A 22,598-nucleotide genomic window follows, 5' to 3' on the forward strand; every position below is an offset into this window, starting at 1 on the left:
TACGTATGGATGATGCGCGCCTTGATCAGTTTGACCGCAAGATAATGGCGCTTCTGCAGGACGACGCGCGATACACCAACAACGATCTTTCGGAGCGCGTGAACCTGTCGCCCTCGCAATGCTCGCGCCGCCGCCAGCGGCTGGAGGACGATGGCTACATCAAGGGCTACCGCGCCGTGCTCGACCGCGATCGTCTCGGCTTTTCGCTGGTCAACGTGATCTCGGTGACCTTGGCCACCCACAACCGCGACAATGCCCGCCGCTTCGGCGAACTGGTGGCGCGACTGCCCGAAGTGCAGGAGGCGCACGCGCTGACCGGCGAGATGGATTACATCCTGAAGGTGGTGACGCCCGATCTCAAATCACTGTCGGAGTTCGTCAACGGCGTTCTGCTGCCGCATGAATCCGTGCAGCACGTGAAGACGGCTATCGTGCTGGAGACGCTCAAGGAAACCGGCGCGCTGCCGATTTAACCCCGCTGCTGCTGGATCAGGCCGTAAAGATTGGTGCAGCGCGCGCCCGAGCGGCAATAGGCGAAGACCGGCCCTTCGAGCTCGTCGAGCGCGGCGGCCTGGTCCTCGACATTGTCCATGGTGATCTGGCCGCTGATGACCGGAATGTAGCGGAACGCCAGCCCCGCCGCCTCGGCCGCGGCCTTGACGCTGTCGGCAGTAGGCTGGCCAGGCTGCTCGTCATCCGGCCGGTTGCAGATCACGCTCTTGAAGCCGGCGTCCTTGATGGCGGCGATGTCCTGCGGCTGGATCTGGCCGGAGACCGAATAGTCGTCGCTGATCTGGCGGTATTCCATGATATCGTCCTCGCAATCCTAGGCGCCTGTTGGCTTGGGTGCAGTTCTGCCACTCCCCGGACCGGCGGGCAACTAACTGCGGTGGAGATTTCCTATGTGGTCGCCAGGCGGGCAAGCCGGGTCCTGGCCAAGCGCCCCACCGCGATGCCCGCCACCATCGCGAGGACGAAGATCAGCGTCTCCGCGCGGCCAAGGCCGAGCGCCGGAATGGCGCCGCCTGGGCAAAAGCCCGCAATGCCCCAGCCGATGCCGAACAACGCGGCGCCCCCGACGAGTTGGCTGTCGATGTCCTTCCTGCCCGGCAAGGCGAAAGCCGTTTCGAATACCGGCCTCTTGCGTCGGGCGAAAATGAAGCGGTAACCGGCAAAGGCAATGGCCAGGCCGCCGCCCATCACGAAGATCAGGCTAGGGTCCCAGGTTCCGGCGATGTCGAAGAAATTCAGCACCTTCGCCGGATTGATCATGCCGGACACAGCGATGCCCAAACCGAAAAGTCCGCCGATCAGGAAGGCCGAGGCGAGCTTGCTCATGGTTCAGCCTCCAATCACATGACGGGTGACAAAAACGGTGACGATGGCGGTGGCCATGAAGGTCGCAACGGCGACGAACGAGCGCGGTGACAGTCGCGCGATGCCGCAAATGCCGTGCCCGCTCGGACAACCGCCACCGAAATGCACGCCGACACCGACGAGAAAGCCGCCGACGACAAGGGCCAGCGTCGGTACCGGCACATTGAACTCGATGTCCTTGCCGGCGAGCTGGATCAGCAACGGCGCGCCGATCGCGCCGGCGAGAAAGGCAGCGCGCCACTTCCAGTCGGCGGACACTGGCGGGATAACGCCGGTCAGTATCCCGGTCATTCCCGCAATGCGGCCATGCAATGCCATCAGCAGCACGGCAGACAGCCCGATCAGGGCTCCGCCAAGCAGAGACTGGAAAGGCGTGAAGTCGGTCATGGAAAGGCCAATCCGCTTCGATCAGGAGATGCTCATTCAGCAGATAGACATTTTCGCATGGGAATCCAGCCGGAAATGTCCGGCTGGAAAGGCGGCGTTTGCCGTTTCGCCGACTAGCCCGGCTCAACTGCCGAGGATCGCGCCTTTGATCTGCGTGATGTTGTTGTGCATCATGTCGATATAGGTCGAGGCCGGGCCATCCGACCCCGACAGCGCGTCCGAATAGAGCGTGCCGCCGACCTTGATGCCGGTCTCGCCGGCAATCTGCTCGATCAGCCGCGGATTGGTGATGTTTTCCACGAAGATCGCCGCAGCCTTGTCCTGCTTCACCTGTTCGACGAGCTTGGCGACGTCGGCCGCGGAAGGCTCGGAATCGGTCGAGATGCCCTGCGGCGCCAGGAAGGTCAGGCCGTATTCATGCTCGAAATAGCCGAAGGCGTCATGCGAGGTGATGACCACGCGCTTCGCCTCCGGGATCGACTGGATCGCCGCCTTCACTTCGCCTTCCAGCGCATCGAGTTTGGTGGTGTAGGCGGCGGCGTTGGCTTTGTAGCTGTCGCAGCCTTCGCTGTCGGCCGCGCAGAACGCCTCGGCGATGTTCTTCACATAGATCTTGGCATTGGCGATCGACTGGAACGCATGCGGATCGGTGACGGTCTTGCCGCCGCCTGTGCCGGCGCCTTCGGCGGCATCCGCGTCGGCGAATTCCGGCTTGAAGTCGATCGGCGTGACCCCCTTGGTCAGCGTCACGATCGCGGCCTTGGTGGCGCTCGCATCGACAAGGCGCTGCAGGAAACCTTCGAAATGCAGGCCGTTGACCAGCACGACGTCGGCGCCTGCCATCGCCACGGCGTCGGCCGGGGTCGGCTCATAGACATGCGCGTCGCCGTCCGGCCCGACGATGGTGGTGATGTTGACCCGGTCGCCGCCGACATTCTTGGCGAAATCGGCAATCACGGTGAAGCTCGCCACGACCTTGAGCGGCGCCGCGAAGGCGGAAGAGGTCGCGACGGCGCTTAATGTTATAACACTCAACGTCAGCGCGGCACGGAAGGATTTCAGCATTGGGGACAGTCTCCTTGCTTGGGGATTGGTCAGGCGGTGCGGTGGCGGTGATGCACGATGCGGGCGCGCAATACGCCACGCGTGCCGAACAGGATCGAGCAGAAATAGACGACGCCAGCCGAAAGGATGATCGCCGGGCCGGAAGGCAGCGAAGCGTGGTAGGATAGAAGCAACCCGGCGATGCAGGAGGCAAAGCCGATCAGCACGGCGAGCGCGCACATCGGTTCCACGCGCACCGTCCAGAAGCGGGCGGCAGCGGCCGGCAGCATCATCAGCCCGACCGAGAGCAGCGTGCCCAGGGCCTGGAAGCCGCCGACGAGGTTGAGCACGACAAGGCCTAGGAAGATGAAATGCACTGGGCTGCCCATGCGGCTCACCGAGCGCAGGAACAGCGGATCGAGGCATTCGGCGACCAGCGCGCGCCAGAAGATGGCGAGGCAGGCGAGCGTCACTGCCACGATGCCGCCGATCAGGATCAGCGCCTCATTGTTGAGCGCCAGCACCGTGCCGAACAGCACATGCATGAGGTCGACGCTGGAGCCGCGGATCGACACCATCAGCACGCCGACCGCAAGCGAGATCAGATAGAAGGCCGCCATCGAGGCGTCCTCGCGCTGGATGGTAAAGCGCGACACGGCTCCCGCGCCAAGCGCCACGATGATGCCGGCGATCAGCCCTCCGACCGTCATCGGCAGGATCTCGAGCCCGTAGAGCAGGAAGCCGGCGGCCGCACCCGGCAGGATGGCATGCGCCATGGCGTCGCCCGACAGGCTCATGCGCCTGAGCATCAGGAAAACGCCGACCGGGCAGGCGCCGAGCGACAGCATCAGCGAGCCGAACAGCGCCCGCTGCATGAAGGCGAAATCGGCGAAGGGCGCGATGAACAAGCCGTAGAAAAATTCCATCACGCCGCCCCCGGTCCGGAGCCGTGCCGGTGATCATGCGCATGATCCTGATGGTCGTGCCCATGGTCATGGGCGTGATCATGCTCGCTCGGCTCGCACCAGGGCGCATTCTCTTCCCAGGCCTCGTGGAAGCGCCGTGCCTTGAGCAGGTTTTCCGGCCGCAGCGTTTCCTTTGTGTCCCCCCAGGCCACTGGCTGGCGAGCCAGCAGCAGCGTTTCCGGGAAATTCTGCTGCACCAGATCGAGGTCATGCACCACGACCATGATCGTGCGCTCCTCGCCATGCCAGCGCTTTATCAATTGGATGAGATCGCCGACGGTCTTGGCGTCGACCGCATTAAAAGGCTCGTCGAGCAGGATGAGGTCGGCGTCCTGCAAAAGCACGCGGGCAAACAGCGTGCGCTGCAGCTGGCCGCCGGACAGCGTGTCGATCGGCCGCCTCTCGAAGCCGCCGAGCCCGACCGCCATCAATGCCTTGCTGACCGACTCGCGATCCTCTTTCGTATAGCGGCCAAGCATCCCGCGCTTAGGCCACAGGCCGAGCGAGATCAGATCGACGACGCGCGCCGGAAAGGAGCGGTCGAGCTCCGACTGCTGCGGCAGGTAGGCGGTGCGGACGCCCGGCATGCGGACCACGGCGCCTTCCATCGGCTTCAGCACGCCCACGATGCCCTTCATCAGCGTCGACTTGCCCGAGCCATTGGCGCCGACCACCGCGGTCAACGAGCCTTTGCGGACGACGCCGTTCAGATGATGGATCGCCGGATGGCTGCCATAGCCGAGCGTCAGGTCGCGGAAGGTCAGGCAGGCATTGGTCATCAGGCGTCGGTCCGCGAAATCGGGTAGCTCGTCGATATGTGATGTTATTACATTAGTCAACATCGCGATCCGGCGGAATTGTGACACGGCTGGTCAACTCGCCGTGTACGCGGATGGGGAGACCGAGAATTGGCTCAATTGGTTTCGCGGCCACCGGCCTTGCCCCAAGGCGGTCCGGACTCTAAACAAGCCCGAGTCCAAGAAACGAAGGAACCTTCAATGAGCATTCGTCGCATCGATGTCGGCCCGCGCATGAGCCAGATCGTCATTCACGGCAATACCGTCTACCTGGCCGGTCAGGTTGGCCAGCCCGGCGGCAACGTCGCTTCGCAGACGCGCGACATCCTGAAGACCATCGACGAATTGCTGGCCAAGGCAGGCACCGACAAGACCAAGATCGTCCAGGCGATCGTCTGGCTGGCCGACATGGGCACCTTCGCCGAGATGAATTCGGAATGGGACAAGTGGGTGCCGCAGGGCCACACCCCGGCGCGTGCGACGGGTGAAGCCAAGCTCGCCACGCCGGAGTATCTGGTCGAGATCATTGTGACGGCGGCGCTGTAGTGCGGCCTTCCTTCTCCCCTTGTTGTGGGAGAAGGTGGCCGCGAAGCGGCCGGATGAGGGGTGCTCCAGGGAAAGCCAATGTCTCGCTCCGCTGGAACACCCCCTCATCCGTCTCGGCGCTGCGCGCCGATCCACCTTCTCCCGCAAGGGGAGAAGGGAGCGCAGGCGCTATCCCTGCGACGGGGTAAACCTCGCCACCAGCGTGTGGCTCTCAGCCGGATAGATGAAGCGTACATGGGTCACCGGGTGCTCAGCGCTCCAGGTGCGGCGCTCGACCACCAGGCAGGGCGCGCTCGCGTCGATGTCGAGCGCATCGGCGATATTCTCGTCGGCGGCCATGGCGCGGATGCGATGTTCGGCCTCGCTCCACGGCACGCGGCCGATCAGCCAGGGGCCCGGCGCGATGTCGAGGAATTCCTCCTCGCCGGCCTCGGCCACGGCTGAAAGGTTGATCAGCCGCTGCTCCAGCGCGAACGGCCGTTCGCCGGCAAAATGCAGGCCTTCCAGCGCCAGCACCGGCCCTGGCGCGGCAAGCCCGAGCAACGCGCGGTCATCGGCGCTGCTGCGCCGCTTGACGCGTTCCAGTCGCTCGTAGCGATAGGGCAGGCCGAGCGCCTCGACCTCGATCCTGATGTCGTGCAGTTCCAGCACCGCCGCTTGCGACTGCGGCTGGCGCACGAAACTCCCGGACCGGCGCCGGCGCTCGATCAGCCCGGCCTTGGCAAGCTGCGACAGGGCCTTGTTCACCGTCATGCGCGAGCAATTATATTGAGCCGTCAGCTCGTGCTCGAAGGGGATGCGATGCCCGGGCGCCCACGCGCCCGAGAGGATCTTTTCACGGATGTCGGAGAGGATGCGCTGATGCAGCGATAGGATCTCGCCGCCATCGACATCGTCTGTCTCGACCAGGCTCATCGGACGGTCCTGTTCAGCCTTGCGACAATGCGGTCATGACTTCGCGGAACCGCTTGGCAACGGCGTCGCGCTTGACATGCCTGCCGCCGCTGACCTGCTTTCTGCCATGCACCCAGACGCAATCGACCTTGCTGCCATTGGCGAAGATCCAGGCGTCGAGGATCGCATCGCCCGTTTTGCCGGCCAGCCAAGGGTGGCCGGCATCGAGCGAGACGAGATCGGCAGCGCCGCCGGCGGCAATCTGCGACGGGCCGGCGCCCAGCGCCTGGCTGCCGCCGTCGAGCGCCGCATCGAACAGGGCGCGCCCGTTGGAACCGCCGGGACGCGCCAGCACATTGCGGGCGCGATGGGCGAGGCGCTGCGAATATTCGAGCTGCCTCAGCTCGTCCGGCAGCCCGATCAGCACGTTGGAATCGGAGCCGACACCGAAACGGCCGCCATGCTCGACGAAAAGCGGCGCCGCGAAAGTGCCGTCGCCGAGATTGGCCTCGGTGATCGGGCAAAGCCCGGCGATCGCGCCGGTCCGGGCCATGGCGATCGTTTCGGCCTCGGTCATATGCGTGGCGTGGATCAGACACCAGCGCTCGTCCACTTTAGCGTTGGCGAGCAGGAACTCGACCGGACGCTTGCCCGACCAGGCGACGCAGTCCTCGACCTCCTTCACCTGCTCGGCGACATGGATGTGGATCGGATTGTTCGGTGACATGGCCGCGACTGAATTGAGCTCGTCCGGAGTTGCGGCCCGCAAACTGTGCGGCGCGACGCCGACAACGGCCTGCTCAAGCGGACGAACAGCCTCGCGGGCTTTCTCAAGCAGACGTCCGAAACGTTCGACATCATTGATGAATCGCCGCTGGCCTTCATTGGGAGCGGCGCCGCCGAAGGCGGAATGAGCATAGAAGACCGGTAGGAGTGTCAGACCGATGCCGCTCTTTCCGGCTGCCGCCGCGATCCGCTCCGCCATCTCGGCGACGTTGGCGTAGGGCTGTCCGTCGCGGTCGTGATGCAGGTAGTGGAACTCGCCGACGCGCGAAAAGCCGGCCTCCAGCATTTCGACATAGAGCTGCGCCGCCACCGCCTCGACCTGGTCCGGCGTCATCGACAGCGCGAAGCGATACATGACCTCGCGCCAGCTCCAGAAACTGTCGGCCGAAGGGCCGCGCAGCTCAGCCAGCCCCGCCATGCCGCGCTGGAAGGCGTGGCTGTGCAGGTTGGGCATGCCAGGCAGGACGATGGCATGGCGCTCGTCGCCCGCTCGCGCGACATCGCCGATCTCGACCGTGGAGATGCGGCCGCCCTCGAAAGCGATCCTGACATTGCCCTGCCAACCGCCGGGCAGCAGCGCCTGTTCCGCAAAGATTGCCGTCACGTTCCTCTCCGAATCTGAATGCCCAGGCGACATTATCGCTTGCGTTGCGTTTCAATATGTATATACATAATCGCCATCCAAGCAAACGGAAAAGATGATGGGTGGAGCAAGCGGGAAGAGCGGCCATCGGGTCTGGCGCAATGCGCGCCTGGTGACCATGGCCGATGGCGCGGCCGGTCTCGGTATCGTCGAGAAAGGTGCGGTCGCCGCGCGCGACGGGCTTATCGTCTACGCCGGCCCCGAGGCCGACATGCCGGTCGCGGCCGGGCAGGGCGCCGAGACCATCGATTGCGCTGGACGCTGGATCACGCCCGGGCTGATCGATTGCCACACGCACCTCGTCTATGCGGGAAACCGCGCCAACGAGTTCGAGATGCGTCTGGCCGGCGCCACCTATGAAGAAGTGGCTCGCGCCGGCGGCGGCATCGTCTCCTCGGTCAAGTCGCTGCGCGCGGCGAGCGAGGATGAGCTGGTCACTGAGACGCTGCCGCGTCTCGACGCGCTGCTCGCCGAAGGCGTCACCACCGTCGAGGTCAAGTCCGGCTACGGCCTCGATGCCGGCAACGAGAAAAAGTCGCTGCGCGCCGCCCGCCGTCTGGCAGACGAGCGCCCGGTCACGATCCGCACCACTTGTCTCGCGGCCCATGCGCTGCCGCCGGAAGCCAAGGGCGACAAGGACGCGTTCATCGATCTCGTCGCCGACACCATACTGCCGCAGGTCGCCGCCGAAAAGCTCGCCGACGCCGTCGATGGTTTTTGCGAAGGCATCGCCTTCTCGCCGGAGCAGATGGCCCGTGTCTTCGACAAGGCCAAGGCCCTCGGCCTGCCGGTGAAGCTGCACGCCGACCAGCTTTCCAACCTGCATGGCGCGGCCCTTGCCGCGCGCTATGGCGCGCTGTCGGCCGACCATCTTGAATACACGGACGAACAGGGCGCCGCCGCGATGGCCAGGGCCGGCACCGTGGCGACGATCCTGCCCGGCGCCTACTACTTCATCCGCGAAACCAAGAAGCCGCCGGTCGATCTCTTCCGCGGCCACGGCGTGAAGATGGCTGTCGCCACCGATAGCAATCCCGGCACCTCGCCGCTCACCTCGCTGCTGCTCACCATGAACATGGCCGCGACGCTCTTCGGCATGACCGTCGACGAATGCCTCGCCGGCGTCACCCGTGAGGCCGCGCGTGCGCTGGGGCTCCTCGACAAGACCGGCACGCTGGAAGCCGGCAAATCGGCCGACCTCGCCATCTGGGACATCGAGCGCCCGGCCGAACTCGTCTATCGCATGGGCTTCAACCCGCTCCATGCCCGCATCTGGAGAGGACAATGACCGAACTGACCCTGACGCCCGGCAGCGCGACGCTTGCCGACTGGCGCGCCATCTATCGCGGCGCCGTGCCGAAGCTGGATGCGGCCTGCCGGCCGAAGATCCGAGCCAGCGCCGAGGCGGTCGCCCGCATCCTCGCCAAGGGCGAGCCGGTCTATGGCATCAACACCGGCTTCGGCAAGCTGGCCAGCGTTCGTATTCCAGAGAGCGATCTCGAAACGCTTCAGCGCAACATCGTGCTCTCGCATGCCGCCGGCGTCGGCGAGCCGATGCCGGTCGCCGTGGTGCGGCTGATGATGGCGCTGAAGCTCGCCAGCCTCGCCCAGGGTGCCTCCGGCGTGCGCGCCGAGACCATCGACCTGCTTCAAGGGATGCTCGCCAACGACGTCATTCCGGTCGTGCCGGCGCAGGGCTCGGTCGGCGCTTCCGGCGACCTCGCGCCGCTTTCGCACATGACCGCCGTCATGATCGGCGTCGGCGAATGTTTTACCCCGCATGGCCGCTTCCCGGCCAAGGTCGCCTTCGTCTCGCATGGGCTGGAGCCGGTGACGCTCGGCGCCAAAGAAGGCCTGGCGCTGCTCAACGGCACGCAGTTCTCGACCGCTTTTGCGCTGGCCGGCCTGTTCGAGTCCGAGGTGCTTTACCAGTCGGCGCTGGTTGCCGGCGCGCTGTCGACGGACGCAGCCAAGGGCTCCGACGCTCCCTTCGATCCGCGCATCCATCTTTTGCGGAAGCATCGCGGCCAGATCGAGACGGCGGATGCCTTGCGCAATCTCATGGCCGGCAGTGCCATCCGTGAATCGCATCGCGTCGACGACGAGCGCGTGCAGGATCCGTACTGCCTGCGCTGTCAGCCGCAGGTGATGGGCGCCGCGCTCGATGTGCTGCGCAAGGCCGCCGACACGCTCGAGACCGAGGCCAATGGCGTCACTGACAATCCGCTGATCTTCGCCGAGGACGACACCGCGCTCTCCGGCGGCAATTTCCATGCCGAGCCGGTGGCCTTCGCCGCCGACATGATCGCGCTGGCCGTCTGCGAGATCGGCTCGCTGTCGGAGCGGCGCATCGCCATGCTGGTCGATCCGGCGCTGTCGGGCATGCCGGCCTTCCTCACGCCCAAGCCGGGGCTCAATTCCGGTTTCATGATTCCGCAGGTGACGGCGGCAGCGCTTGTTTCGGAAAACAAGCAGAAGGCCTATCCGGCGAGCGTCGATTCGATCCCAACCTCGGCCAACCAGGAAGACCATGTCTCGATGGCCGCGCACGGCGCGCGCCGGCTGCTCGGCATGATCGAGAATGCGACCGCCGTCATCGGCATCGAATTGCTGGCCGCGGCGCAAGGCTGCGATTTCCAAGCGCCGCTGGCTTCGAGCGAGGCGCTCGAAGCGGTGCGCAAGCTGGTCCGCGCTGAGGTGCCGTATCTCGACAATGACCGGCATTTCCATCCCGACATGGAAAAGGCGATCGCCATGGTGCGCAGCGGCGCCGCGGTGAAGGCGGCCGGTGCTGTGAAGCTGCCCGGGATTGCGTCGTGAGAACGCTTTCCAACTCCAGCGATGGGAGATCTCTCATGACCTCGCCCAACTGGCTTACCGTCACCCAAGGCACTGCGCCTCTGCTGGTCTCGATCCCGCACACAGGCATCGATCTTGCAGGCCTGGACTCTCGCCTGGTCTCGACCTGGCTCGGCCGGCGCGACTGCGACTGGTGGATCGACAAGCTCTATGATTTTGCCGCCGACCTTGGCGCGACCGTCGTGCACACCGCCATCTCGCGCACGGTCATCGACGTCAACCGTGATCCTTCCGGCGTTTCGCTCTATCCCGGACAGCCGACGACGACGCTCTGCCCGACGGACACGTTCGACGGCGATCCGCTCTACAATATGGGTGACGAACCGACCCCGTCCGAGATCGATCAGCGCCGCGAGACCTATTTCGTGCCGTATCATGCCGCCCTGCAGGCCGAGATCGACCGGCTGCGCGGCATGCACGAGAACATCGTGCTCTATGACTGCCATTCGATCCGCTCGGTGCTGCCGCGCCTGTTCGAAGGCACGCTGCCGGTCTTCAACCTTGGCACCAATGACGGCAGGAGCACCGATCCGTCGCTGCAGCAAAAGGTCAGCGAGATCCTTGCCGCGACCGGCGAGAGCTGGGTGGTGAACGGCCGTTTCAAGGGCGGCTGGATCACCAGAAGCTTCGGCCGGCCCGAGAACGGCGTCCACGCGCTTCAGATGGAGCTCTCCAACCGCGGCTATATGCGCGAGCCGGCCGAAAAGGGTTCGCCGGAAAACTGGCCGGTGCCTTACGACCCAAGCTATGCCGCGCCGATCCGCGCCACGCTGAAAACCATTCTCGAAACCGCCATTGAATGGGCTGGGCGCTGACGCGCCGCCTTACTCGAAAGGGACAATGATGAACGATCCGCGCCACAACATTCGCGAAGTGCGTGCGCCCCGCGGCGACAAGCTCAACGCCCGCTATTGGACGACTGAGGCGCCGCTGCGCATGCTGATGAACAATCTCGACCCGGAGGTCGCCGAGAACCCCAACGAACTGGTCGTCTATGGCGGCATCGGCCGGGCGGCGCGCACCTGGAACGATTTCGACCGCATTGTCGCTTCGCTGAAGATGCTGGGCGAGGACGAGACGCTGCTGGTTCAGTCCGGCAAGCCGGTCGGCGTCTTCAAGACCCATTCCAATGCCCCGCGCGTGCTCATCGCCAACTCCAACATCGTGCCGCACTGGGCGAACTGGGAGAAGTTCAACGAGCTCGATAGGAAGGGCCTGATGATGTACGGCCAGATGACGGCCGGCTCCTGGATCTATATCGGCACGCAGGGCATCGTGCAGGGCACCTACGAGACCTTCGTCGAGGCCGGCCGCCAGCATTACAACGGCGACCTCAAGGGCAAGTGGATCCTGACCGGCGGCCTCGGCGGCATGGGCGGCGCCCAGCCTCTGGCCGCCGTCATGGCCGGCGCTTCCTGCCTTGCCATCGAATGCAACCCGGACTCGATCGATTTCCGCCTGCGCACCCGCTATCTCGACGAGAAGGCCGAGACGCTGGACGAAGCGATGGACATGATCGACCGCTGGACCAAGGCCGGCGAAGCAAAATCGGTCGGCCTGCTCGGCAACGCCGCCGAGATCGTGCCCGAAATGTTCAGGCGCGGCATCCGCCCCGACATCCTCACCGACCAGACCTCGGCGCATGACCCGATCAACGGCTACCTGCCGAAGGGCTGGACCATGGCCGAATGGCGCGAGAAGCGTACCTCTGATCCGAAAGCCGTCGAAAAGGCTGCTCGCGCGTCGATGCGCGAGCATGTCGAGGCGATGGTGGCGTTCTGGAACGCCGGCGTGCCGACGCTCGACTACGGCAATAACATCCGCCAGGTCGCCAAGGACGAAGGTTTTGAGAACGCCTTCGCCTTCCCGGGCTTCGTGCCGGCCTATATCCGGCCGCTGTTCTGCCGTGGCATCGGTCCGTTCCGTTGGGCCGCGCTGTCCGGCGATCCGGAGGATATCTACAAGACCGACGCCAAGGTGCGCGAGCTGACCCCCGGCAACTCGCATCTGCACAACTGGCTGGACATGGCGCGCGAGCGCATCTCGTGCCAGGGCCTGCCGGCGCGCATCTGCTGGGTCGGCCTCGGCGACCGTCACCGGCTCGGTCTCGCCTTCAACGAGATGGTCGCCAAGGGCGAGCTGAAGGCTCCCGTCGTCATCGGCCGTGATCATCTCGATTCCGGTTCGGTCGCGTCGCCGAATCGCGAGACCGAAGCGATGAAAGACGGCTCCGACGCCATTTCCGACTGGCCGCTGCTCAATGCGCTGCTCAACACCGCGTCCGGCGCCACCTGGGTCTCGCTGCATCATGGCGGCGGCGTCGGCATGGGCTTCTCGCAGCATGCCGGCATGGTGATCGTGGCCGACGGTACGGCGGAAGCCGCCAAGCGCCTGGAGCGCGTTTTGTGGAACGACCCGGCGACTGGCGTCATGCGCCATGCCGATGCCGGCTACGACATCGCCATTGAGTGCGCCAAGGAGCACCAGCTCAACCTGCCGGGCATATTGGGCTGAGCCGATGCGTATCCTTCGTGCCGCCGATTACCGGGTCATGCCGTGGAAGAATGGCGGCGGCACGACCACCGAGATCGCGGTTTCGCCCGACGGCGCCGGGCTCGACGATTTCGACTGGCGCGTCTCCATGGCCCGCGTCGAAACCAGCGGGCCGTTCTCCAGCTTCGCCGGCATCGACCGCACGCTGTCGGTGCTGGAAGGCGAGGGGATTGTCCTCGACATTGCCGGCCGGGCGCCGGCGCTGCTTACCGCTGACTCGGCGCCGCTCGCCTTTGCGGGCGATGTGCCGACCAGCGCCGCGCTGATCAGTGGCCCGATCACCGATCTCAACGTCATGACCCGCCGTGGCCGCATGGCCCATGGCGTCGAGCGCATGCCGCTCTCCGGCGAGATTCGCATCTCGCCGCGCGCCGACAAGACGCTGGTTCTGGCGGCCAACGCAGGCTTCAGGCTTCTCACAGAGGATGCGCCGAGCCTCGGACCGCTCGATACGCTGATCCTCGATCGCCACAGCCCGGAATTGCGGCTCCAGCCTCAGGGGCAGGGGCTGCTTTTCATGATCGCGCTCGATCGCCTTGCCGCCAACCATTAACGGCTGTTGCCAAACATGATCGCGGCGCGGGCGAATTATCGCCCGGCCCCTTGCATGTATCACGAAAAAGCCTGATTCCTTGCCCTGATCCAACCGGGGGCGAAGAGCGAGGGGCGTTAGCCCACGAGCTGTCGAAAGGGCACGCCCCTATTGTGGTGCGCAGAACAAACTTTCGGCCGATCAGTCATGCAACCAATTGCAATTGAACCGGTTTTAGGGCCATTGCCGTGGCGGTGACGCCGCATTGCGCCCCCGCTTACGGAATTTTCAATGAACATTCAGACCAATCCCAACAAGATCGAACAGACAAGCGCCGGCTTCCCGTTGGTGACGGAAGCGCCGATACGCTCCAATTTCCTCCCTGAGGACCGGCTGCGCGCCTTGGGCGTCGCTTTAGCCAAGGGCGAGGTCAAGGACCTGTTCGGCCTCGCCCCGTTCGAGTTCCAGGCCCGCATCCGCGACAGCGCCAAGAAGATCCTCGAAGTCTACCGTTCGACCAATGCCGCCCAGGCCAAGGGCGAGACCATCACGCCGGCCGCGCAATGGCTGCTCGACAACAACTATTTGGTCGAGGAGACCATCTTCCAGGTGAAGCGTGACCTGCCGCGCCGCTTCTATCGGCAGCTGCCGACGCTCACGCTCGGCGACGGGACGGTGCTGCCGCGCGCTTTCGTCGTTGCCTGGAGCTATGTCGAGCATTCCGACAGCTCGGTCTCGGCCAACATGTTCAAGGCCATTGTCGAGGGCTTCCAGTCGGTCGAGCCGATGAAGATCGGCGAGCTCTGGGCGCTGCCCTCGCTACTGCGCTTCGTGCTGATCGAGAACCTGCGTCGCATCGCCGTGCGCGTCGACCGCACCAGGCAGATGCGACACATCGCCAACGAGGTTGCCGACCGGGTTCTCGCGACCGACGACAATGCCGACCGCACCAGGATCCTGTCCAACTACAGCGCGCATGCGCAGGACACCACGTTTGCCACCCAGTTGCTCTACCGCCTGCGCGACGGGTCGCAGAACGCCGGCCGGGCGCTGGAATGGCTGGAGGGAGAGCTGGAAAAGACCGGCTCCGACGCCGAGGAGATCATCATCTCCGAGCATCAGACGCTTTCCAGCGGCAATGTCACCACCGGCAACATCATCCGCGGCCTGCGCCTCATCAACGACGTCGACTGGACGGTCTGGTTCGAAGGCGTCAGCCGCATCGACACGCTGTTGCGTGAGAAGACCGATTTCGCCGACCTCGATTTCTTCTCGCGCGACCAGTACCGCACCGCGATCGAGCAACTGGCGCGGCGCTCCGAGCTGTCCGAATATCGGGTGGCCGAAAAGGCGATCGAGCTTGCCGGCCACACGCCCGGCGTCACCAATGCATCCGGCGTGCCGGAGACAGCGGATCCGGACGTGCACACCGATGTCGGGTTCTTCCTGGTCGGGCCGCGCCGTCAGGAGCTGGAAAAGGCGATCGGCTACCGGCCGCCTTTCTATGTGACCTTCAAGCGTGCCTTTGCCAGCGCCGGCTGGATGGGCATCGTCAGCCCGGTTTTCCTTCTGACGGCGCTGCTGTTGGTGCTGTCGGGCAGGGCGCTCGCCAATCTCGGCCTGTCGGTGGAATCGATCACGCTGATGCTGGCGCTGTTCGCAGTGCCGGCAAGCGAAGGCGCGCTGGCCTTCTTCAACACCGTCGTGGCGCTGTTCCTCAAACCCACCCGGCTTGTCGGCTACGACTACAACAAGCACGGCATCCCGGCCGAGGCGCGCACGCTGGTCGTGGTGCCCTCGCTGATCGGCTCGCGCGACGACGTCGAGGAAAACATCCGCAACATCGAGGTGCACCACCTCGCCAACACGGCCGAAGAGATCCATTTCGCCCTGTTGTCCGACTGGCCGGATTCCAAGACCGAGATCGACGCCGCCGACATCGAGATCCTGCAATATGCCCGCGACGAGATCGCCAGGCTCAACGCCCGCTATCCGTCGGAAGGCTCGCCGCGCTTCTACCTCTTGCATCGCCGCCGGCTCTACAACCAGGCGCAGGGCTGCTGGATGGGCTGGGAGCGCAAGCGCGGCAAGCTGCATGAGCTGAACCTTCTCCTGCGTGGCGACAGCGACACCACCTTCCTGCCGCTCGACGTGCCGCTGCCGGAAAAGGTCGTCTATGTGATGACGCTCGACGCCGACACGCGCACCACGCGCGATGCGGTTTCGAGCTTGGTCGGCAAGCTCGCCCATCCGCTGAACCGCCCGCATTTCGACCCAGTCAAGCGCGTCGTCACCGCGGGCTACACGATCCTGCAGCCGCGCATCACCGCCTCGCTGACCAGCGGCGACGATGCCTCCTTCTTCCAGCGCGTCTTCTCGGCCAATCGCGGCCTCGACCCCTATGTCTTCGCCGTCTCCGACGTCTACCAGGACGTCTTCGGCGACGGTTCCTTCACCGGCAAGGGCCTCTATCATGTCGACGCCTTCGAGGCGGCGCTGAAGAACCGCATCGACGAAAACACCATCCTCAGCCACGACCTGCTCGAAGGCGCGCTCTCGCGCGCCGCTTTGGTCACCGACGTCGAGCTGGTCGAGGACTATCCCACCCGCTACTCCGTCGACGCCTCGCGCCATCACCGCTGGGCGCGCGGCGACTGGCAGCTGCTCGGCTACATTTTCGACCCGCGCTCCGGCGTGCCGGCGCTGTCGCGCTGGAAGATGGTCGACAATCTGCGCCGCTCGGTCACCCCGATCTTCTGGGTCATGGCCTGCGTCGCCGGCTGGACGCTGCTGCCCTTCACCCAGGCGGCGCAGTGGCAGGCGCTTATGATCCTCAGCCTGTTCATGGCGCCTACCTTCGACATCGTGAACGGGATCCTGCCCAAGAGCGGCGACCAGACGCCGCGCGGCCATTTCTCGGCGCTTGCGCGCGACACCGTCTTCGGCACGGCGCTGGTGGCGCTGAAGGTGCTCTTGATGGCGCATCTCGCCTGGATGATGGGCGACGCCATCATTCGCACCATCTACCGCCTCTTCGTCAGCCGGCAGAACCTGCTCGAATGGCGCACCGCCTCGCAGGCCGCCAAGGGCGGCAACGATCTCGGCGCCTATTACGGCATGATGTATGGCGCGGTGATCATCGGAGTCGTCGGCCTGGCTATTCCGGTGCTGGCCGATTCCACAGGCGCCTTCGTCGCCTTCTTCTTCGCCATCTTCTGGATCGCTTCGCCGGCCGTCGCCTGCTGGATCAGCCGCTCGGCCGAGACCGAGGACAGGCTGCGCATCTCGAGCGCCGACATCCAGGTGCTGCGCACCTTCGCGCGCCGCACCTGGCACTATTTCGAGACCTTCGTGACGACCGAGCAGCATCATTTGCCGCCGGACAATTTCCAGGAAAGCCCGGCGCCGGTGGTGGCGCCGCGCACCTCGCCGACCAATATCGGCGTCTATCTGCTCTCAGTGGTGTCGGCGCGCGATTTCGGCTGGATCAGCCTGTCGGATGCCATCACCCGCATCGACGCCACGATGACGACCATCGAGAACATGCCGCGCGACCGCGGCCATCTCTACAACTGGTATGACACGACGACGCTGAAGCCGCTCTATCCGCTTTACATCTCGGCGGTCGACAGCGGCAATCTCGCCGGACATCTGGTCGCGGTTGCCGCCTCCTGCGCCGAATGGGCCGAAGCGCCGTCCGTGCATCTGCAGGGCGATTTCGAAGGCATCATCGACACCGTCACCATCCTCGACGAAAGCCTGGAAGAGCTGCCGGACGACCGCCGGCAGCTGCGGCCGCTGCGCCAGCGCCTGGCCGACCGTCTCGATGGCATGCGCCGCGCGGTTGCGACCATCAAGGCGCAGCCGGAGATGGCCTCCATCCGCACCATCAACCTTGCCGTGCTCGCCGGCGAGATCCGCAAGCTCGCCACCGCGATCCACACCGAGGCGGCCTCGCCCAAGAGCGATGTCATCGCCGACTGGGCGGCCAGGCTGGAAGCGACCTGCGAGGCGCATGTGCACGATTCGCACAATGACGAGAGCGCCGTCGCCGCTCTGCGCGCCAAGTTGCTCGCTCTGCGCGAGCGCTGCCGCCGCTACGCCTTCGAGATGGATTTCTCCTTCCTGATGCGCCAGGAGCGCAAGCTGCTCTCGATCGGCTACCGCGTCGAGGACCGCCAGCTCGACGAAAGCTGCTACGACCTTCTCGCCTCCGAGGCGCGGTTGACGAGCCTGTTCGCCATCGCCAAGGGCGACCTGCCGACCGAGCATTGGTTCCGTCTCGGACGCCCGATCGTCGAGATCGGCTTCCAGGGCGCGCTGATGTCCTGGTCGGGCTCGATGTTCGAGTATCTGATGCCGCCTCTGGTGATGAAGGAGCCGCAGGGCTCGATCCTCAACCAGACCAGCAAGCTCATCATCAAGCGCCAGATCCAATATGCGCGTTCCAAGAACGTGCCCTGGGGCATTTCGGAAGCGGCCTATAACGCCCGCGACCGCGAGCTCACCTATCAGTACACCAATTTCGGCGTGCCCGGCCTCGGCCTGAAGCGCGGCCTTGGCCAGAACACCGTGATCGCGCCCTATGCGACGATTCTCGCGGCGCAGTTCAGCCCGCGCGAGGCGGTGCAGAACCTGCAGCGGTTGCGCTCGATCGGCGCGCTTGGCCGCCACGGTTTCTACGACGCGGTCGATTTCACGCCGCAGCGCGTGCCTGAAGGCACCGACCACGCCGTGGTGCAGAACTATATGGCGCACCATTCCGGCATGTCGATTGCCGCTGTCGCCGACGCCATTTTCGAGGGCCGGCTGCGCGAGCGTTTCCACAGCGATCCGGTGATCGAGTCGGCCGAGCTTCTCCTGCAGGAGAAGGCGCCGCGCGACATTCCGACCGCGACCGTCAGGACGGAAGCCGACGAGCGATCCAAGGACGAGACCGAGACGGAGAGCCCGGACAGCCGCGTCATCCTCGATCCCATCAAGGCGCTGCGGGCGACCAACGTCATGTCCAACGGCCGCTATTCGGTCATGGTCACCGCGACCGGCTCCGGCTACAGCCGCTTCGGCGAGCTTGCCGTCACCCGTTGGCAGCCGGATCCGAGCGAGGATCGCCTTGGCTCCTATATCTTCCTGCGCGACACCACGACGGGCGACTGGTGGTCCGCCACCGCCGAGCCGAAGCGCGCCCAGGGCGAACGCGTCCAGACGCTGTTCGGCGACGACAAGGCGAGCTTCACCAAGTCCGTCGGCTCGCTGCGTTCCGAGGTCGAGTGCATCGTCATTTCCGAGGGCAATGGCGAAGGCCGCCGCATCACCCTCTTCAATGACGGTGCCACCGACCGGCATATCGAGGTGACCTCCTTCGCCGAGCTGGTGCTGGGCAACGAGGCCTCGGACAACGCGCATCCGGCCTTCTCCAAGATGTTCGTCGAGACTGAGATCGCGCCGAACAACGGCGCAATCTTCGCCACCAGGCGCAAGCGCGATAAGAACGATCCCGACCTCACCATGGTGCATTTCGTCACCGACCCGTCGGGCCCGTCGCGCGATGCCGAGGCCGAAACCGACCGGCGCGCCTTCATCGGCCGCGGCCGCACCATCGCCGATGCCGTCGCCTTCGACCCCGGCGTCCGGCTTACCGGCAGCCAGGGCTTCACGCTGGACCCGGTGGCGGCGCTGCGCCGCCAGGTCCGCGTGCCGGCCAACAAGAAGATCTCGCTGACCTTCTGGACCGCCGTAGGCGCCAATCGCGCCGAGCTCGACGAGGCGATCGCCCGGCTCGACCATCAGGAGAGCTTCGCACGCCAGGCGATGCTTGCCTGGACGCGCAGCCAGGTGCAGACGCGCCATCTGGGCCTCAGCCTCACCGACGCCGCCAATGTGCAGAAGCTCGCCCGCTACCTGATCTATCCCGATCCGTTCCTGCGCCTGCCGGCGGAATCCATCGCCTCGGGCCTCGGCCGCCAGTCGAGCCTGTGGCCGACCAGCATCTCCGGCGATTTCCCAATCTTCCTCGTCCGCATCGGCGACGTCGCCGACCTCGAGATCGTCGCCCAGGCGCTGCGCTTCCAGGAGTATATGCGGGCGCGCGGCATGATGATCGACTTCGTCGTCGTCAATGAGCAGGCCTCGTCCTATGTGCAGGACCTGCAGCGCGCGGTGGAGACGCTGTGCGAGAACAGCCGCCTGCGCGGCCGCGAGCTTGGGCCGCGCCAGCACATTTTCGCGGTGCGCCGCGACCTGATGGACGAGCCGACCTACAAGACCTTGCTGTCGGTCGCGCGGGTGGTTCTTCACACCCGCAACGGCACGATCTTCGATCAGCTCGAACGCGCCGAGACCGCGGCGCTGCAGGCTCGCGATGCCTTGCTGCAGGCCGAGGGCGGCTCGCCGCGCGAACCCAGCCCGCCGCTGCCTTTGCCGGTGCCGGCAAGCCAGGCTGGAGCCGACATCGCCGCCGACGGCCGAGGCCTCAGCCTCTGGAACGGCTATGGCGGATTCGACGGCGACGGCCGCCACTATGTCACGCGGCTGACCGGAAGGCGCTCGACGCCTCAGCCCTGGATCAACGTCATCTCCAATGCCTCCTTCGGCTTCCACGTCTCGGCCGAAGGCGCCGGCTTCACCTGGAGCCGCAACAGCCGCGACTACCAGCTGACGCCGTGGTCGAACGATCCGGTGTCGAACCGGCCGGGCGAGGGCTTCTATGTCTTCGACCACGCCAGCGGCAAGGCTTTCTCGCCGATGGCGGCGACGGTCCGCGATCCGTCGATGACCTACGAGACCTGGCACGGCCAGGGCTTCACGACCTTCCGCTCCAAGCGCGGCCCGTTGTCGATGGACCTGACGCAGGTAGTGGATCCCGTCGATCCGGTGAAGATCAGCCGGTTGCGCATCCAGAATTCCGGATCCGTGCCGGCGCGACTGCGCGTCTATGCCTATGCCGAATGGGTACTGGGCGGCCATCGCTCGCGCACGGCGGCGACCATCGTGCCCGCGCGGGACACGGCAACAGGGGCCATGCTGGCGCAGAACCCCTACGGCCTCGACTTCGGCGAGCGCGTCGCCTTCCTGGGAGCAAGCCATCCGATCCATTCGGTGACCGCCGACCGCTCCGAATTCATCGGCAGGCACGGCACGACCGAATATCCCCAGGCCGTGCTGGGCGGGCTCGCGCTCTCCGGTCGCATCGAGGCGGGCGACGACCCTTGCGCGGTCGTCGCCAGCGACATCGACATCCCCGCCGGCGGCGACGTCACGCTGTCCTGGCTGCTTGGCGACGCGGCCACGGCCGCTGAGGCAAGCGCGCTGGTGCAGACCCATCGCGGCAAGGATTTCGACCAGCGCCTGGCCGACAATGAAAAGGCCTGGCGCGGCTTCCTCGACACCATCCAGGTCGAGACGCCGGATGAGGCGATGAACGCCATGGTCAACCACTGGCTGCCCTACCAGAGCCTGACTTGCCGCATCCGCGCGCGCTCGGCCTTCTACCAGGCCAGCGGCGCTTTCGGCTTCCGCGACCAGTTGCAGGACACGCTCGCCCTTCTGGCGCACGATCCGAAGCTGGCGCGCGACCAGATCCTCAATGCGGCGCGCCGGCAGTTCCCGGAAGGCGACGTGCAGCACTGGTGGCTGCCGCGCACCGATGCCGGCGTGCGCACCATGATCTCGGACGACGTCGTCTGGCTGGCGCATGCGACGGCGCGCTACATCGAGGTGACAGGCGACGCCGCGATCCTCAAGGAGCAGTTGCCCTTCATCGACGGGCAGCAGCTCGGCGAAGGCGAGCATGACGCCTTCTTCACGCCCGAGATCACCAAGAACACCGCTTCGCTCTATGATCATTGCGCGCGGGCGCTCGATCTTGCGATCAAGCGCAGCAGCCCCGCCGGCCTGCCGCTCATCCTCGGCGGCGACTGGAACGACGGCATGAACCGTGTCGGCGAGGGCGGCAAGGGCGAGAGCGTATGGTTGGGCTGGTTCCTCCTGAAGACGCTCACCGACTTTGCCCCTGTCGCCAAGGGGCAGGGCGACACCAAGCGGGCGCAGACCTGGTTGAAGCACGCGGACGTGCTGAAGCGGGCCCTGGAAAGCACCGCCTGGGACGGCCAATGGTACCGGCGCGGCAGTTTCGACGACGGCACGCCGCTCGGCTCGCACAATTCGGACGAGTGCAAGATAGACTCCATCGCACAGTCCTGGAGCGTGCTGTCGGGCGAGGGCGATCCGGCCCGCTCGACGACGGCCATGGAGCAGGCGATTGAGATGCTCGTCGATGACGAACTCAAGATCGTCAAGCTGTTCACGCCGCCCTTCTCGAAGAGCGAGCACGACCCCGGCTACATCAAGAGCTACCCGCCGGGCGTGCGTGAGAATGGCGGCCAGTACACCCATGCCGCCACCTGGTTCGTGATCGCGCTGGCCGAAATGGGCCGCACCGACGAAGCCTATCGCTGCTTCTCGATGCTGAACCCGGTCAACCACGCCTCGGACGAGGCGGCGGCCGAGCATTACCGCGTCGAGCCTTATGTCGTGGCCGCCGACATCTATTCCGGCGAAGGCAAGGGCGGCCGCGGCGGCTGGACCTGGTACACGGGCTCGGCCGGGTGGCTTTACCGCGCAGCGGTGGAAGGCATCCTCGGCATCGAACGGCGCGGCAAGGAGATCACGTTTAGGCCGAAGCTGCCCGCACACTGGGACGGCTACGCCGCGACGCTCAAGATGTTCGGCGGTGAAATCAAGCTTCGTGTCATCCGCGACAAAAAGACCAAGTCGATCTCGCTAGAAGTCGACGGTTCGAAGAAAAAATCGGCCTCTTTCGAGCCGAAAGCCGGCGACAAGGCTGAGGTGGTCGTCAGGATACCTGCGTAAAATCAAAGGCTTGGCTTGTCGGCCGCGCATCCTACGGGGTGCGCGGCCGATCGCCGCTTTTTACTTGGCGCCGCACCCCGCGCGATCGCGCGCCTTCCTTTAGGGCAGGCTAGCAAGCAGGCTGTGATTAAAAATGTGGCAGCGGGGAGGAAGTGCCACTATTTTGCCGCAAGGCTGACATTTCACCTTTTATCTCAAACCGTTAGGTGATCACGTCAGATTTCGTACCGTCGTCATCTTTTGTTCGCTAAATGGGAACGGAAGGGATAGACGACGCATTGTTTCGCGACACATTTACCGTTACGTGTCACAAAATGGTGCGGTGCACAATTCGGGCATTGAGC

At 65.3% G+C, this 22,598-nt stretch carries 16 protein-coding genes; 8 read left to right on the forward strand and 8 right to left on the reverse strand.

Annotated elements, in window-relative coordinates; genetic code table 11:
• Positions 1-5: 5 nt before the first annotated feature.
• The gene (locus EJ068_RS29920; protein ID WP_042646286.1) at positions 6-473 is read left to right on the forward strand and encodes an Lrp/AsnC family transcriptional regulator; all 468 of its coding nucleotides are present in this window, start codon (positions 6-8) and stop codon (positions 471-473) included.
• Here the strand turns inward: EJ068_RS29920 and EJ068_RS29925 are convergent.
• From EJ068_RS29925 to aztA, 6 genes are all read right to left on the reverse strand, one after another.
• Positions 470-808: a TIGR01244 family sulfur transferase gene (locus tag EJ068_RS29925; protein ID WP_127249983.1), complete on the reverse strand. Its 339-nt coding sequence runs from the start codon at positions 806-808 to the stop codon at positions 470-472. The genes EJ068_RS29920 and EJ068_RS29925 overlap by 4 nt on opposite strands.
• Positions 809-900: 92 nt before the next feature.
• Positions 901-1,338 carry a DUF6691 family protein gene (locus tag EJ068_RS29930; RefSeq protein WP_127249982.1) on the reverse strand — a complete coding sequence of 146 codons (438 nt, stop codon included), beginning with the start codon at positions 1,336-1,338 and terminating at the stop codon, positions 901-903.
• Positions 1,339-1,341: 3 nt separating this feature from the next.
• On the reverse strand, positions 1,342-1,764 hold the full coding sequence (locus tag EJ068_RS29935) for a YeeE/YedE thiosulfate transporter family protein (protein WP_127386279.1): 423 nt from the start codon (positions 1,762-1,764) through the stop codon (positions 1,342-1,344).
• Positions 1,765-1,887: 123 nt separating this feature from the next.
• Complete coding sequence (aztC, locus tag EJ068_RS29940) at positions 1,888-2,829, reverse strand: zinc ABC transporter substrate-binding protein AztC (protein WP_127386280.1); 942 nt, start codon at positions 2,827-2,829, stop codon at positions 1,888-1,890.
• A gap of 29 nt (positions 2,830-2,858) precedes the next feature.
• Positions 2,859-3,734 carry a zinc ABC transporter permease AztB gene (gene aztB, locus EJ068_RS29945; RefSeq protein WP_127249979.1) on the reverse strand — a complete coding sequence of 292 codons (876 nt, stop codon included), beginning with the start codon at positions 3,732-3,734 and terminating at the stop codon, positions 2,859-2,861.
• Complete coding sequence (gene aztA / locus EJ068_RS29950; protein WP_127249978.1) at positions 3,734-4,552, reverse strand: zinc ABC transporter ATP-binding protein AztA; 819 nt, start codon at positions 4,550-4,552, stop codon at positions 3,734-3,736. The genes aztB and aztA overlap by 1 nt, the downstream gene beginning before the upstream one ends.
• Positions 4,553-4,771: 219 nt before the next feature.
• Here aztA and EJ068_RS29955 point away from each other — a divergent pair, with 219 nt between their 5' ends.
• Positions 4,772-5,116 (forward strand): RidA family protein, encoded by a 345-nt coding sequence (locus EJ068_RS29955; RefSeq protein ID WP_127249977.1) that lies wholly within the window; start codon positions 4,772-4,774, stop codon positions 5,114-5,116.
• A gap of 168 nt (positions 5,117-5,284) precedes the next feature.
• Here the strand turns inward: EJ068_RS29955 and hutC are convergent, their stop codons facing one another.
• Complete coding sequence (gene hutC, locus EJ068_RS29960) at positions 5,285-6,031, reverse strand: histidine utilization repressor (RefSeq protein WP_127249976.1); 747 nt, start codon at positions 6,029-6,031, stop codon at positions 5,285-5,287.
• Between the two features lie 13 nt (positions 6,032-6,044).
• Positions 6,045-7,400 (reverse strand): formimidoylglutamate deiminase, encoded by a 1,356-nt coding sequence (locus tag EJ068_RS29965; RefSeq protein WP_127249975.1) that lies wholly within the window; start codon positions 7,398-7,400, stop codon positions 6,045-6,047.
• 97 nt (positions 7,401-7,497) lie between these two features.
• On the opposite strand from EJ068_RS29965, the gene hutI reads away from it, so the two are divergent.
• The 6 genes from hutI (at position 7,498) to EJ068_RS29995 (ending at position 22,254) form a co-directional block, all read left to right on the forward strand.
• Positions 7,498-8,727, forward strand: coding sequence for an imidazolonepropionase (hutI, locus tag EJ068_RS29970; RefSeq protein ID WP_189342281.1), 1,230 nt, complete (start codon positions 7,498-7,500; stop codon positions 8,725-8,727).
• Positions 8,724-10,259: a histidine ammonia-lyase gene (hutH, locus tag EJ068_RS29975; RefSeq protein WP_127249973.1), complete on the forward strand. Its 1,536-nt coding sequence runs from the start codon at positions 8,724-8,726 to the stop codon at positions 10,257-10,259. The genes hutI and hutH overlap by 4 nt, the downstream gene beginning before the upstream one ends.
• Before the next feature lie 35 nt (positions 10,260-10,294).
• Entirely contained in the window at positions 10,295-11,113 is an 819-nt protein-coding gene (gene hutG / locus EJ068_RS29980) for an N-formylglutamate deformylase (protein WP_127249972.1), read from the forward strand.
• Positions 11,114-11,141: 28 nt separating this feature from the next.
• Entirely contained in the window at positions 11,142-12,812 is a 1,671-nt protein-coding gene (gene hutU, locus EJ068_RS29985) for a urocanate hydratase (RefSeq protein ID WP_127249994.1), read from the forward strand.
• 4 nt (positions 12,813-12,816) lie between these two features.
• Positions 12,817-13,404, forward strand: a complete 588-nt coding sequence (locus EJ068_RS29990) for a HutD family protein (protein ID WP_127249971.1) — start codon at positions 12,817-12,819, stop codon at positions 13,402-13,404.
• 270 nt (positions 13,405-13,674) lie between these two features.
• Positions 13,675-22,254 carry a glucoamylase family protein gene (locus tag EJ068_RS29995; RefSeq protein ID WP_129554958.1) on the forward strand — a complete coding sequence of 2,860 codons (8,580 nt, stop codon included), beginning with the start codon at positions 13,675-13,677 and terminating at the stop codon, positions 22,252-22,254.
• The last annotated feature ends 344 nt before the right edge of the window (positions 22,255-22,598 follow it).

It is taken from the genome of Mesorhizobium sp. M2A.F.Ca.ET.043.02.1.1, from assembly GCF_003952405.1.
Taxonomy (GTDB): domain Bacteria; phylum Pseudomonadota; class Alphaproteobacteria; order Rhizobiales; family Rhizobiaceae; genus Mesorhizobium.